Below are 13,083 nucleotides of genomic sequence, written 5' to 3' on the forward strand. Positions count from 1 at the left end.
CCTTTTGTCGATCGACTCGCGCGGAGTTCGAGTTTACCGACGACAGCCTCGTAGCGCTTGACTCAAGTCAAGGGAGGCCGTCGGCGGCGCGATACCCGAGCGGAATCTCCACGCGAATGCGAAAGCCTTCGCCGGGCGCGCTGCGAAACGCGATGACGCCGCCCAGTTGACGCACGCGCTCGCCCATGCCGAGCAGGCCGAACGCGCCGGCGGCGCGGCCGCGCGTGACATCGGCGCCGCAACCGTCGTCTTCTATGGTCAGCGTGCAGCGCGACTGCGTGCAGACGATCGCGATGCGCGCCTCGCTGGCCCGCGCATGGCGCACGATGTTCGTGAGCGCTTCCTGAACCAGCCGGAAGACCGAGGTGGAGGCGGTCGTGTCGAATCCGTCTTCCTCGCCTTCGAGATCCAGAAGAATCGTCAGATCGTAGCGGCGGCGAAAGTCGCAGGCGAGCCAGTCGATGGCGGCGAAGAGACCGAGGTCGTCGAGCACGGGCGGGCGCAGGCCTGCCGCGATGCGCCGCACCGATCCGATGATCGTGTCGATCTGCGCGAGCGATTGCTTCGCGATATGCGCATCGTGCGCGCCGGTGTCGAGAAGGGAGATCTGCATCTTCAGCGCGGCGAGTTGCTGGCCGAGATCGTCGTGCAGTTCGCGGGCGATCGACGCGCGCTCGTTTTCGAGCGCGCTCTGCACGTGCGCGGAGAGTTCGCGCGCGTGTTGCAGTTCGGTGAGCCGCAAGCGGTCGGTCATGTCGCGCGTGACCTTGGCGAAGCCGAGCAGATTGCCGTGCGCGTCGTGCAGCCCGGTGATGACGACATTCGCCCAGAAGCGGCTCGCATCCTTGCGAATGCGCCAGCCTTCGTCCTCGACGCGCCCGGCCTGCGCCGCTATCGCGAGTTCGCTTTGCGGTTTGCCTGCCGCGATGTCCTCGGGCGGATAGAAGACGGAAAAATGACGGCCGACGATTTCCCGCGCGTCATAGCCCTTGATCCTTTTTGCGCCGTTGTTCCATGTCGCGACGTTGCCGTGCGCGTCGAGCAGGAAGATCGCATAGTCTTCGACGGCCTCAACGAGAAGCCGGAACGACGCATCCGTCTGCAGCGAGGGCGAGAGCGGCGCGCGGGGATCGTCGGGTTCGGTCGCGGGTGCGTTCGTCATCGTTGCAAGGGGCAGGCGCGCAGGCAACGTGCGACGCGTTGCAATGCTATTGCGTAGTCAGCCGGAAAGGCGGCATGGGCAGTTCGTCGCCGTCGAGAAAGGCGGTCGCGCAGCGCACCGCGAAACCGAGCGCGCCATCCTTGCTTGCGAACGCGCCGAGATTGCCGAGCGAGGTGGCGTGGCCGTCCTCTTCCAGAATCGATGCGGTCGCGACGAACGCATTGCCCACACGAGTGGCGGAGGGCTGAAAGGCCGCTCCCCGATGATAGATGATCATAGGTTTGACTTGTCGGAATGGTCGGAGGCGCGGGCGGCGTGCGTGCCGCGAAGTGCGCCCGGGATCAGGCGTGCTGGTCAACGCGGGCGCCGCTCGAATGGCGCGGGTGCTGCATGGACTGCCGGTGATCGATTTCGGCCATGCCATATGCAAACGCGTAGCGGACCGCGCCGGTCGCGCTGGCGAATTCGCCGAGCATGCCGCTCGAGCGGCGCGTGCCGTCCGGCTCCCGGACGATGAGCATCGCCGCATAGCGGTCCTGCTCCAGCACGGCGGTCGCGCTCAGCACATGGCCTTTGTAGATGACATTTTCTGATTGGGTCATCGTTCTCTCAGGTTCTATGTTTTCGATGAAGCGGCACTTGTGATGCCCTTCATTCCGTAAGCAATAAGCCTAACCGTTCAATTTTTGTCGGCTTATCCGATTTAAGCTTTTTTACTTTTCTCCGGCGTGTGCTTAACTCAGAGGGAAGGGCGCGCCGAGCGAAACCGACTGGTCCGCCAAATCATAGCCGTCCCCCGACGATCTTTTCCCGTATTAAGCCGCCGCAGACAATAATCGCGAGCACCGGGGACCGGCCGCTCGTCCCGAAACGGAGATCCGCAGATGAAAGGGCATTTATCGGTTGGCGTGACCGCAGTTGCCATTGCAGCGATCATCGGCGGATGCAGCGGAGGCAGTTCCAGCTCCGATCCGTCCGCGACTTCCGGAGGCGCGGCGTCGGCATCATCGCCGGCCGCGGCGTCGAGTCCCGCGACGCCGGTATCGCCGGCATCGTCGGCGTCACCCGCATCGTCGGCATCGCCGGCAAGCGGCGCGAGCGCACCGTCCGGCGCGAGCACGCCCGCGACGACCCGGCCGTCCGCATCGACGCCGATGGACGTCACCACGTATCACAACGACATCCGCCGCACCGCGCAGCAGCTCGCCGAAACCAAACTCACGCTGGCCAACGTCAACAGCTCGACATTCGGCAAGCTCGGCGTCTATACCGTCGATGGCGCCGTCGATGCCCAGCCGCTCTTTCTCGGCAACGTGCCGATCGCGGGCGGCACGCATAACGTGCTGTATGTCGAAACGGAGAACGCAAGCATCTACGCGTTCGATGCCGACACGGGCACCGTGCTCTGGCACGTCTCCACGCTGCTCGCGGGTGAAGTTCCGAGCGACGATCACGGCTGCGACCAGACCACGCCGACCATCGGCATCACGGCGACGCCCGTCATCGATCGCACGCGTGGGCCGAATGGCGCGATGTATGTCGTCGGCATGTCGAAGGACAGCGGCGGCGCGTATCACCAGCGCATTCACGCAATCGACATCGCGACAGGCGTCGAGCTCTTCGGCGGCCCGACCGAAATCACCGGTTCGTATCCCGGCACCGGATCGGGCAGCGTGAACGGCGTCGTGCCCTTCACGCCCGGTCAGTACATCGAGCGCGCGTCGCTGCTGCTCATGAACGGCGTCGTCTATACGGCATGGAGCTCGCATTGCGACGCCTTGCCGTACACCGGCTGGGTCATCGGCTACAGCGCGGATACGCTCAAGCAGACAGGCATCGTCAACGTGACGCCGAACGGCCAGATGGGCGGCATCTGGATGGGCGGCGCGGGCCTCGCATCGGATGGCACGTCGATCTATTTCCTCGACGGCAACGGCACCTTCGATCCGACCACCAACGCGCAGGAGATGCCCAACAAGAACGACTTCGGCAACGGCTTCCTGAAGGTCACGCCGACCCCGACGCTGGCGCTTCAGGTGAGCGATTATTTCGAGCCGTCGGATACCATCGCGGAATCGAACGCGGACCTCGATCTCGGCTCGGGCGGCGTGCTGGTCCTGCCCGATGTCACCGATATCAACGGCAACGTGCAGCATCTCGCGATAGGCGGCGGCAAGACGCGCGTGCTCTACGTCGTGAATCGAGACTCGATGGGCAAGTTCGATTCGAACGCCGATCACATCTATCAGCCGCTGTATTCGACGATCACCGGCCCCGTGTTCACCGCGCCCGCGTTTTACAACAATACGATTTATATCGGTCCGGCAGGCGATCACCTCAAGGCGCTGCCGGTCGTGAACGCGGTGGTGGCGACGGTCGCGTCGAGTCAGACCACGAGCCCGGCGGGCAACTGGAATTTCCCCGGCCTCGCGCCCGTCATCTCCGCGAACGGCAACACGAACGGCATCGTATGGGGCGTCGAGAACACCACGCCCACCGCCGTGCTTCATGCGTACAACGCGGGCAATCTCGCGACCGAGCTCTACAACAGCAATCAGGCGGGCACCCGCGATCAGTTCGGCAACAACAAGTTCATCTCGCCGACCATCGCGAACGGCAAGGTGTATGTGGGCACGAAAACGGGCGTCGTCGTATTCGGCTTGCTGTGAAGCGTTCCGCGCGAGGAGGTTCCGCATCGGGATAAGATCGCGGAACTTCAACCCGTGGAGCGTTTTCATGCAACTGACCCGTCTTCTCGTTCCGACCTTCGTGCAGACGCTGAAGAATCTGTCGACATGGCTCGACAAGGCCGCCGCGCATCAGCAGGAAAAGGACGCGAATACCGATGCGCTCGTGACCCTGCGTCTCGCGCCCGATATGTATCCGCTCGCGGCGCAAGTGCGCTTCGTGTGCTTTCAGGCGCAGGAACCGGCGTATCGATTGCGCGGAGAAGTCGTGCCGCCGACCTTGCGCAATGTGCGTGAAGAAGGATGGAAGTCGAACGAGCAGCCCGGCTCGTTCGCCGACGCGCAGGCGCGCATCGCGGAGGCGATCGCGTTTCTTTCGGGCCTTGCGCCCGATGCCCTCGATGCCGGAGCCGATGCGCAGATCGCGCTCGATCTGCCCAACGGCATCGTGTTCGATATGACCGGCGAGCAATACGCACGCGACTGGTGCTTGCCGCAGTTTTACTTTCACGCCGTGACCGCGTACGCGATCCTGCGCAATCACGGCGTGCCGCTCGGCAAGCCGGATTACGTAGCGCACATGTTCGCGTATATCCGGCCCGGCACCTTGCCGCAAGGTTGAAGCGTCGGCGTATTACGCGTTCGACATCACGCCGCGTTTGTCGTCGGCGCAATCCTCGTTGCCGTGACGCAGGCGCGTGCTGCACACCGCGGCGAACAAGAGCGCGATCGCGAGACACACGAGCCCGTTCATCGCGCGGCCGGTCGTCTGCTCGATGATGCCCATCACCGTCGGTCCGACGAAACCGCCCAAGAGGCCGCACGAATTGACGAGCCCGAGACCGCCCGCGAGCGCACTGCCCGACAGGCGCGATTGCGGGAACGTGAAGATGATCGACTGCACGACGAAGAACATCAGCGCCGACAGGCACACGCCGAGCAGTCCGATCACCGGCGACGCCCATGCCGCGATCAGCATCCCCGACGCCATGATGACGAGTCCGGCGATCAGGATGCGACGGCTCTTCGACGAATCGCTCGCGAAGCGCGGCAGCGTGGCTGCGCCGATCGCCGCGGCGACCCAGGGCGTCGCGCTGAGCAGGCCGATCGTCAGCGGAGAAAATTTCCCCGACGCGCCGATGATGCCCGGCAGGAAGAAGATCACCGTGTAGATCGTCAGCTGATGGCAGAAGTAGACCAGAATCGCGAGCCACACCTGACGATCGCCGAGCACGCTGCGCAATGCGCCCGCGCCGTGGCCGCCGCCTTGCGCGTCCTGTTCGGCGGCGAGTCGGCGTTCCAGCGCGACGGCTTCATCGCGTGAAAGCCACGACGCGCTCGTCGGACGATCGGGAAGCATCTTCCACACGACGAACGCCAGCAGGATCGCGGGCACGCCTTCGATCACGAAGAGCCATTGCCAGCCGTGAAAGCCGAGCCGGCCGTCGAGTTCGAGCAGCGCGCCGCCGAGCGGGCCGCCGACGATATTCGCCACGCATACGCCGAGCAGGAAGTAGCCGGTGGCGCGGGCGCGTTCCTCGCGACCGAACCAGTACGTCAGATAGAGCATCACGCCGGGGAAGAGTCCGGCTTCGGCCGCGCCGAGCAAGAGGCGCATCACATAGAACGACGTCTCGCCGGTGACGAAGGCCATCGCGACGGACAGCGCGCCCCATGTCACCATGATGCGCGTGATCCAGAAACGCGCGCCGACCTTGTGCATGATCAGGTTGCTGGGAATCTCGAAGGCCGCATAGGTCAGGAAGAAGAGACCCGCGCCGAGTCCGTATGCGGCGGCGGAGATGCCGAGATCGATGCTCATCGAATGCTTCGCGAGCGCGATGTTCGTGCGATCGAGAAAGCTGATCACATAGACGATCACCAGCAAGGGCATCAGCTTGCGCAGCATCAGGCTGTTGAGCGATGCGTGCGACGCGCTCGTCGTGTTGGGCTTGGACATGATGACTCCCGGAATCAGAAGGGGCGCGCGAGGCGCGCGGGCAATGCGGTGTCGGGAAGGCGTTTCAAGAAAGTGTCTCCGTTAAGCGTTGTATTTTTAATGGCGAGCGCACGCGCCGGTCACGCGGCGCGTGCGTTTGAAAATCAGAAGTTCACGTTGTCGCCGCCTTTGAGCGACAGCATCTGCCGCGCTTCGGCAGGCGTCGCGATGTCGAGCGACAAACCTTCGATCACTTGACGGATCTTGCGCACCTGCGCCGCGCTCGACTCGGCGAGCTGACCCGGCCCGATCCACAGCGAATCTTCGAGACCCACGCGCACGTTCGATCCCTGCGCGACGCCGATCGAGCCGAGCGGAATCTGATTGCGGCCCGCGCCGAGAATCGACCACACATAGTCGTTGCCGAACAGGCGATCGGCGGTGCGCTTCATGTGCGCGAGATCTTCCGGATGGCCGCCGATGCCGCCGAGCAAGCCGAATACGCTCTGCACGAAGAACGGTCCCTTGACGAGCCCGCGATCCACGAAGTGCGCGAGGTTATACAGATGCGAGATGTCGTAGCACTCGAACTCGAAGCGCGTGCCGTTGGCCGAACACGACGTGAGGATGTATTCGATATCGGCGAACGTGTTCTTGAACACGAGATCGCGGCTCTTCTCCAGATGCTGGCGTTCCCAGTCGTGCTTGAGATCCTTGAAGCGGTCGAGCATCGGATAGAGACCGAAGTTCATCGAGCCCATATTCAGCGACGCCACTTCCGGCTGAAAGTGATGCGCGGGCTTGAGGCGCTCCGCGACGGTCATATGCGGACTGCCGCCCGTCGTCAGGTTGATGACGGCATCGGTTTCAGACTTGATGCGCGGCAGGAAGCGCTGGAACACGGCGGGGTCTTGCGTCGGGCGTCCGTCTTCGGGATCGCGCGCATGCAGATGCAGAATCGCAGCGCCTTCCTTCGCGGCCGCGAGCGCGGCTTCGGCGATCTGGTCGGGCGTGACCGGCAGATGCGGCGACATCGACGGCGTATGGATCGCGCCCGTCGGTGCGCACGTGATGATGACCTTGCGTTTCGTTGCCATGTTTTCCTCTTGCTTCAAAGCGTTTCGACGTTGCCGCAGACGGAGAGCGCCTGACCCGAGATAGCGCTGCCGGCGGGCGAGCTGAGATACAGCACGCTCGCGGCGATTTCCTCCTGCGTGACCATGCGGCGCAGCGAAATTTTCGCGAGATACTGCTTCTCCATTTCCTCATAAGCGATGCCGAGCTGTTTCGCGCGCGCGGCGATCACGCCTTCCATGCGCGGACCCTTGACGATGCCCGGCTGCACCGCGTTCACGCGAATGTTGTCCGGACCGAGCTCGATGGCGAGACTCTTCGCGAGGCCGACCACGGCCCATTTCGTCGCGGAATAAGGCGTGCGAAAGCCATAGCCGAGACGTCCCGCCACCGACGACATGAACACGATCACGCCGCCATCGGTCGCGTCGCGCAGCATCGGCACCGCCTCGCGCGAGAAGTAGTACTGGCTGTTCAGATTCACGTCGATGGTCTTTTCCCAGTCGTCGGAATCGATCGCGTCGATGCCGCCCGTCGGGCCCGCGATACCCGCGTTGTTGATCAGCACGTCGAGGCCGCCGAGCTCGCGTCGCACGTCTTCGAAGACGCGCTTCACATCGGCCTTGCTCGCGACATCCGCACGCGTGCCGGTGATCGACGGTGAAACGGTCGACACCGCGTCGATGGCTTTCGGATCGACATCGCAGACATGCACGCGCGCACCCGTCGATACGAACGCCTTCGCGATCGCGAGACCGATGCCCGACGCGCCGCCCGTGATCAGCACACGCAGGCCTGCGCGCGGGACGAGCATTTTGGTGAAATCCATCGAAAGACTCCTTTCTGGTTATGTTTTGCGGGACGTGCGCCGTCCTCGCTCAAGCGATTAGTGATACTGATGATCGTATGAAGAGGCGCGCGTTGCGCCTTCGTCGTTCAGCTTTGCGCGTGACGCCGCATACGCGGTTCCTGCGAACGCAGACGCGCTTCGAGGTCGCTCGCCGCGTCGCGAATGTCCTTCGCGATACCTTCGCGCGCGGCGGCGCCGTCGTGTTTCCACAGCGCGTCGATGATCTGCCGGTGCGCCTGCATCGACACGCGCATGTGCGCCACGTCGGGCGCGACCATGTTCAGGAACGGACCGATGCGCATCCACATGTTCTGGATCGTCGCGAGCGTCATGTCGCTTGCGCCGTGCCGGTAGATGCTCGTATGGAACGCGAAGTTGCAGCGCAGATAGGCGCGGGCATCGTCGGCTTCGACGTGGGCATCCATTTCGTCGAAGATGCGCTGCACGGCGGCGACGTCGTCGTTCGTCATGCGCGCCGTCGCGCGTTCCGCGACGCAGCCTTCCAGCGCGATGCGCACGTCGCGCAGTTCTTCGAGCAAGTCGAGCGTCATCGGCGGGACCATCAGGCCACGCGACGGGCCGTCGACCAGTGCGCCTTCCGCGCGCAGTCGCGTGAGCGCGGCGCGCACGGGCATCGTCGAGAGGCCGACTGCTTCGGCGACGCCGCGCAGGCTCAGCGGCTGGCCGGCGGCGAAACTGCCGCTCATGATCGCTTCGCGCAGTTGCTGATAGACCTTGGTCGCCATCGTTTCCGTGGCGATGACTTCGAGTTGCGGCATGGGTTGCGTCAGGGATCGGGGCGACACGTGCATTTCCTTGCTGATCTTTGATCTGTGATCACAGTTTGATTTCGGCATCGTTTTAAGTCAATGCGGAGCGCATCAGGGATAACCCGACATGGCCCGCGACACATTCAAGCCGAAAGCGCGATCGTTGGGCACAATGCTTGCGAAATCCCGAACCGCGACATCGTTTCCATCCAATCCGCAATGCGACCCGCCGACCCCGACGTTTCTCCCGCCCTCGAATGCCGCCGCCTCTCGAAGAAGTACGGCAGCGGCCGCATCGTGCTCGACGCGCTCGACTTCGCGCTGGGTGCGGGCGAGTTCGTCGCGATCATGGGCGATTCGGGCGTCGGCAAATCCACGCTGCTCAATCTGATCGCGGGTCTCGATACGGCCGACAGCGGCGACGTGCTGATCGACGGCACATCGATCTCCACGCTCTCCGACGACGCCGCCACGCGCTTGCGCCGGCAAAAGCTCGGCTTCGTGTTCCAGGCGTTCCATGTTCTGCCGCATCTGACGCTCTATCAGAACGTGGCGGTCCCGCTTCTGCTGAACGGGATGCCGCCCGCGCCGGCGCGCGCGATGCTCGCGGCGGTCGGCCTCGACGGACGCGGCGACGACATGCCGCGCCAGCTTTCCGGCGGCGAACTGCAACGTGTCGCGATTGCGCGGGCGCTGGTGCATCGGCCGCGCCTCTTGCTCGCCGACGAACCCACGGGCAATCTCGATCCGCAGACCGCGCACGAAGTGCTCGAATTGCTGCGCGCCGAAACGAAGGCGACGCAAGCCGCGACCGTGATGGTCACGCATTCGGAAGCGGCCGCCGCGTTTGCGGACCGCATCGTGATTCTGAGCGACGGCGCATTGCACGCCGCGACGCTCGCACGATGAGCGCTGTCGCCGTCACGCGCCGCGGTTTCGACACGCTCACGCGCTGGCTGCTTGGCGCGCAATGGCGCAGTCATCGGGGCCGCGCGCTGGTCGCCATGCTGACCATCGCGCTGGGCGTCGGGCTGGGATATGCGGTGCAGCTCATCAACGGCGCGGCGTTCAACGAGTTCTCCGCCGCCGCGCGCAGTCTCTCGGGGCAAGCGGATTTGCAGGTGCGCGGCGCGCAGCCTTTCATCGACGAGAACGTTTATCCGCTACTCGCGACGCATCCGGGCGTCGCGCTCGCGAGCCCTGTGCTCGAAGTCGATGTCGCCGTGCCCGGCAAGAACATGCCGCTCAAGGTGCTCGGCATCGACGTGTTCCGCGCGAAACGCATTGCGCCGGATCTGACCGGCGTGCCGAGGCCGGAAGCATCGCTCGATGTGCTCGACGGCGACGCCATCTTTCTTTCTCCTGCCGCAGAAACCTGGCTCGGCGCGCGCGATGGCGGACATGTCGAGTTGCAGAGCGGCACTTCGCCGGTGACGCTGCGTGTCGCGGGCGGCATCGCGCGCACGCGTGCCGGGCAGCGCATCGCGGTGATGGACATCGCGGCCGTGCAGACTCATTTCGCGCTCACGGGCAAGCTCTCGCGCGTCGATCTGCAACTCGCACGCGGCGTCGATCGCGATGCGTTCCGGCAGACGCTGCAACGCGAACTCGGCGGGCGGCTCGTCGTCACGGAGACGCAGGATATCGAAAGCCGCACCGACCGGCTGTCGCGCGCGTATCGCATCAACATGAACGTGCTGGCGCTCGTCGCGCTGTTCACCGGCGCGTTTCTCGTGTTTTCCACGCAGGCCGCGGGCGTCGTGCGCCGTCGCGCGCAGTTCGCGATGCTGCGCGTGCTCGGCATGACGCGCGCGTCGCTCGTGCGGCAGATCATGCTCGAAGGCGCGCTGCTCGGCGTCGTGGGCGGCGTGCTCGGCATCGCGCTCGGCTTCACGGTCGCGGCGCTCGCGCTGCGCTTTTTCGGCAGCGATCTCGGCGGCGGATATTTCCCCGGTGTCGATCCGCGCATCGCCTTCGAGCCGGTCGCCAGCGCGATCTTTCTCGCGCTCGGCATCGGCGTCGCGCTCGCGGGCACGCTCGTTCCCGCGCTCGAAGCGGCGCGCGCGCGTCCCGCGCCGGCGTTGAAGGCGGGCAGCGAGGAAGCCGCGCTCGCGCCGCTCGGCACGCCGTGGCCCGCGCTCGTGTGCCTCGCGGCCGGGGCCGCGCTGACGCAGGCGCCGCCTGTCTTCGATACGCCCATCGCCGGATATGTCGCCGTCGCGCTGCTGCTCGTCGGCGGCATCGCGCTGATGCCGCGTCTCACGGCGCTCGTGTTTCGCCGCGCGCCGATGCCGCGCAACGCCGTCGCGGCGCTCGCGCTCGCGAGGATCGCGAATGCGCCGGGCCAGGCGTCGATCGCGATGGGCGGCGTGCTGTCGAGCTTCACGCTGATCGTCGCGATGGCGATCATGGTGACGAGCTTTCGCGTGTCGGTGGAAGACTGGCTCGCGCATCTGCTGTCGGCGGATCTCTATGTGCGCATGGCGTCGAGCGGCGACACGGGCGGCTTGCGGCCCGATCAGCAGATGCAGCTCGCCGCGGCGAACGGCGTCGCGCACGCGGCGTTCACGCGGGCGTCGAAGCTGACGCTCGATGCCGCGGAACCGCCCGTCGCGCTGATCGCCCGCGAGCTCGACGCCGCCGATCCCGGCGCGACCTTGCAGATGACCGGCGACGTGTTGCCGCCGTCTGCATGGCGCGCCGACGAGACGCCGGTCTGGGCTTCGGAAGCGATGGCCAATCTGTACGGTTATCGCGTGGGCGAGCGCGTGAGCTTGCCTGTCGGCGGGGCGAACGAACGCTTCGTCGTCGCGGGAATCTGGCGCGACTATGTGCGGCAGACGGGCGCGCTGCAAATGCGTATCGCCGATTACCGGCGGCTCACCGGCGACACGACCGCGACCGATGTCGCGATCACGTTGCGCGCGGGTTCGAGCGCGGCGCAGGTCATCGACGCGATCAAGAAGCTCCCGTTCGGCGACGCGCTCGAATTCTCGCAGCCCGGCGAGATTCGCGCGCGCACGCTGACCATCTTCGATCGCAGCTTCGCCGTGACGTACTTGCTGGAAGCGGTGGCGATCGTGATCGGCCTGTTCGGCGTCGGCGCGACGTTCTCGATGCAGACGCTCGCGCGTTCGCGTGAATTCGGCATGCTGCGGCACGTCGGCGTGACGCGCGCGCAGATCCTCGCGTTGCTGGCATCCGAAGCGGGCTGGCTCACGCTGCTCGGCATCGCGATGGGCTGCGTGCTCGGCTTCGCGATCAGCCTGATTCTCGTGTTCGTCGTGAACCCGCAGTCGTTTCACTGGAGCATGTCGCTGCATGTTCCGTGGACGATGATCGCGATCATCGCTTGCGTGATGCTGGCGTCGTCGTGCGCGACGGCGGTGCTGTCGGGCCGACGCGCCGTATCCGTCGATGCGGTGCGCGCCGTGCGGGAGGACTGGTGATGCGCGTCCTGCTGCTCGCGTGGCTGCTTTCGTCGTTGGCCGCATTCGCCGACGAACCGGTGTTCGCGCCCGTCGTACCGGGGCACGCGATCGAATGGCCGAAGGATAGCGGCGCGCATCCGTCGTATCGCACGGAATGGTGGTACGCGACCGGCTGGCTCGAAACGCCCGATCATCGGCCGCTCGGTTTTCAGATCACGTTCTTTCGCTCGAACACGGGAAAGAAGCAGGGCGCGAGTGCGTTCGATCCGTCGCAACTGATCATCGCGCACGCGGCGTTGTCCGATCCCGCGTACGGACGGCTCGTGCACGATCAGAACGTCGCGCGGCAGGGCTTCGGCCTCGCGTATGCGAAAGACGGCAACACCGACGTCAAGCTCGACGCGTGGCGCATGACGCGCGAGGCGGATGGCCGCTATGCGGTCATCGCCGATGCCGCTGGTTTCGCGCTCCATCTGACCTTCACGCCGACGCAGCCGCCGATGATCCAGGGCGAGCAGGGCTATTCGCGCAAGGGTCCGTCGCCGGAACAGGCGAGCTACTACTACAGCGAGCCGCAGTTGCAGGTGACGGGCAGTGTCACGCGGCCGTCGGCATCGGGAAAGGCGAATGCGAGCGTCGCCGTGACGGGCCGCGCGTGGCTCGATCACGAATGGTCGAGCACGCTGCTGTCATCCGATGCGGCGGGCTGGGACTGGCTCGGCGCCAATCTCGACGACGGCGCCGCGCTGATGGCCTTCAAGGTCCGCGCCCGCGACGGCCATGCGGTCTGGGCGCACGCCGCGCTGCGCGAGCGCGACGGTCGGACGCGGCAATTCGGCCCGGGCGATGTCGAGTTCACGCCCGAGCGGCAATGGCGCTCGCCGCGCACGAACACGGGTTATCCGGTCGCGATGAACGTGCGCGTCGGCGGGATGCGCTGGCGGCTGACCCCGCTCATCGACGATCAGGAACTCGACTCGCGCGATTCGACCGGGGCGCTCTATTGGGAAGGCGCGGTGACGTTGAACGGCGATGGCGGGAATGGGCGCGGGTATCTGGAACTTACCGGGTACGCGAAGACGGTGAAGGTGGAGAAGCGCTGAGTTCGATGCCGAAATGCGGTATCATTTGAGCTATCAGTAAGCATCATATGATGCCGAGGTGGTCAGA

12 protein-coding genes are annotated in these 13,083 nt (G+C 65.3%); 5 read left to right on the forward strand and 7 right to left on the reverse strand.

The features are described from left to right. Window positions 1-67: 67 nt before the first annotated feature. The 3 genes from QCE73_RS19545 to QCE73_RS19555 form a co-directional block, all read right to left on the reverse strand. Complete coding sequence (locus QCE73_RS19545; RefSeq protein ID WP_309883183.1) at window positions 68-1,162, reverse strand: PAS domain-containing sensor histidine kinase; 1,095 nt, start codon at window positions 1,160-1,162, stop codon at window positions 68-70. Between the two features lie 46 nt (window positions 1,163-1,208). Beyond that, on the reverse strand, window positions 1,209-1,439 hold the full coding sequence (locus tag QCE73_RS19550) for a hypothetical protein (protein ID WP_035505027.1): 231 nt from the start codon (window positions 1,437-1,439) through the stop codon (window positions 1,209-1,211). Window positions 1,440-1,503: 64 nt separating this feature from the next. Beyond that, window positions 1,504-1,764 carry a hypothetical protein gene (locus QCE73_RS19555; RefSeq protein ID WP_238215205.1) on the reverse strand — a complete coding sequence of 87 codons (261 nt, stop codon included), beginning with the start codon at window positions 1,762-1,764 and terminating at the stop codon, window positions 1,504-1,506. Between the two features lie 282 nt (window positions 1,765-2,046). On the opposite strand from QCE73_RS19555, the gene QCE73_RS19560 reads away from it, so the two are divergent. Further along, window positions 2,047-3,831 carry a pyrrolo-quinoline quinone gene (locus QCE73_RS19560; protein WP_309883184.1) on the forward strand — a complete coding sequence of 595 codons (1,785 nt, stop codon included), beginning with the start codon at window positions 2,047-2,049 and terminating at the stop codon, window positions 3,829-3,831. A gap of 67 nt (window positions 3,832-3,898) precedes the next feature. Continuing rightward, window positions 3,899-4,471 carry a DUF1993 domain-containing protein gene (locus QCE73_RS19565; RefSeq protein WP_309883185.1) on the forward strand — a complete coding sequence of 191 codons (573 nt, stop codon included), beginning with the start codon at window positions 3,899-3,901 and terminating at the stop codon, window positions 4,469-4,471. A gap of 12 nt (window positions 4,472-4,483) precedes the next feature. Here the strand turns inward: QCE73_RS19565 and QCE73_RS19570 are convergent, their stop codons facing one another. The 4 genes from QCE73_RS19570 to QCE73_RS19585 form a co-directional block, all read right to left on the reverse strand. Then, window positions 4,484-5,809, reverse strand: a complete 1,326-nt coding sequence (locus tag QCE73_RS19570) for an MFS transporter (protein WP_035505022.1) — start codon at window positions 5,807-5,809, stop codon at window positions 4,484-4,486. Between the two features lie 143 nt (window positions 5,810-5,952). After that, window positions 5,953-6,885 (reverse strand): 3-keto-5-aminohexanoate cleavage protein, encoded by a 933-nt coding sequence (locus tag QCE73_RS19575; RefSeq protein ID WP_309883186.1) that lies wholly within the window; start codon window positions 6,883-6,885, stop codon window positions 5,953-5,955. A 14-nt stretch (window positions 6,886-6,899) separates the two neighbouring features. Continuing rightward, a complete protein-coding gene (locus QCE73_RS19580) occupies window positions 6,900-7,691 on the reverse strand; it encodes an SDR family oxidoreductase (RefSeq protein ID WP_309883187.1) in 792 nt (263 codons plus the stop codon). A 107-nt stretch (window positions 7,692-7,798) separates the two neighbouring features. Beyond that, window positions 7,799-8,491 (reverse strand): GntR family transcriptional regulator, encoded by a 693-nt coding sequence (locus QCE73_RS19585; RefSeq protein ID WP_309884168.1) that lies wholly within the window; start codon window positions 8,489-8,491, stop codon window positions 7,799-7,801. Between the two features lie 210 nt (window positions 8,492-8,701). On the opposite strand from QCE73_RS19585, the gene QCE73_RS19590 reads away from it, so the two are divergent. From QCE73_RS19590 to QCE73_RS19600, 3 genes are read left to right on the forward strand one after another with little or no spacing between them, the layout of a single operon-like run. Next, a complete protein-coding gene (locus QCE73_RS19590) occupies window positions 8,702-9,391 on the forward strand; it encodes an ABC transporter ATP-binding protein (protein WP_187604430.1) in 690 nt (229 codons plus the stop codon). Then, window positions 9,388-11,931, forward strand: coding sequence for an FtsX-like permease family protein (locus QCE73_RS19595; protein WP_309883188.1), 2,544 nt, complete (start codon window positions 9,388-9,390; stop codon window positions 11,929-11,931). Before QCE73_RS19590 ends, QCE73_RS19595 begins: the two co-directional genes overlap by 4 nt. Continuing rightward, window positions 11,931-13,016, forward strand: a complete 1,086-nt coding sequence (locus QCE73_RS19600) for a carotenoid 1,2-hydratase (RefSeq protein WP_309883189.1) — start codon at window positions 11,931-11,933, stop codon at window positions 13,014-13,016. The genes QCE73_RS19595 and QCE73_RS19600 overlap by 1 nt, the downstream gene beginning before the upstream one ends. The last annotated feature ends 67 nt before the right edge of the window (window positions 13,017-13,083 follow it).

The organism is Caballeronia sp. LZ029, assembly GCF_031451275.1.
In the GTDB taxonomy this organism is placed as follows: Bacteria; Pseudomonadota; Gammaproteobacteria; order Burkholderiales; family Burkholderiaceae; genus Caballeronia; species Caballeronia jiangsuensis.

What these genes read in the sequence shown, in the direction of transcription:
- QCE73_RS19545 (WP_309883183.1), bottom strand. Translation starts at nt 1,162, where the DNA reads ATGACGAACGCACCCGCGACCGAACCCGACGATCCCCGCGCGCCGCTC.
- QCE73_RS19550 (WP_035505027.1), bottom strand. Translation starts at nt 1,439, where the DNA reads ATGATCATCTATCATCGGGGAGCGGCCTTTCAGCCCTCCGCCACTCGT.
- QCE73_RS19555 (WP_238215205.1), bottom strand. Translation starts at nt 1,764, where the DNA reads ATGACCCAATCAGAAAATGTCATCTACAAAGGCCATGTGCTGAGCGCG.
- QCE73_RS19560 (WP_309883184.1), top strand. Translation starts at nt 2,047, where the DNA reads ATGAAAGGGCATTTATCGGTTGGCGTGACCGCAGTTGCCATTGCAGCG.
- QCE73_RS19565 (WP_309883185.1), top strand. Translation starts at nt 3,899, where the DNA reads ATGCAACTGACCCGTCTTCTCGTTCCGACCTTCGTGCAGACGCTGAAG.
- QCE73_RS19570 (WP_035505022.1), bottom strand. Translation starts at nt 5,809, where the DNA reads ATGTCCAAGCCCAACACGACGAGCGCGTCGCACGCATCGCTCAACAGC.
- QCE73_RS19575 (WP_309883186.1), bottom strand. Translation starts at nt 6,885, where the DNA reads ATGGCAACGAAACGCAAGGTCATCATCACGTGCGCACCGACGGGCGCG.
- QCE73_RS19580 (WP_309883187.1), bottom strand. Translation starts at nt 7,691, where the DNA reads ATGGATTTCACCAAAATGCTCGTCCCGCGCGCAGGCCTGCGTGTGCTG.
- QCE73_RS19585 (WP_309884168.1), bottom strand. Translation starts at nt 8,491, where the DNA reads ATGCCGCAACTCGAAGTCATCGCCACGGAAACGATGGCGACCAAGGTC.
- QCE73_RS19590 (WP_187604430.1), top strand. Translation starts at nt 8,702, where the DNA reads ATGCGACCCGCCGACCCCGACGTTTCTCCCGCCCTCGAATGCCGCCGC.
- QCE73_RS19595 (WP_309883188.1), top strand. Translation starts at nt 9,388, where the DNA reads ATGAGCGCTGTCGCCGTCACGCGCCGCGGTTTCGACACGCTCACGCGC.
- QCE73_RS19600 (WP_309883189.1), top strand. Translation starts at nt 11,931, where the DNA reads ATGCGCGTCCTGCTGCTCGCGTGGCTGCTTTCGTCGTTGGCCGCATTC.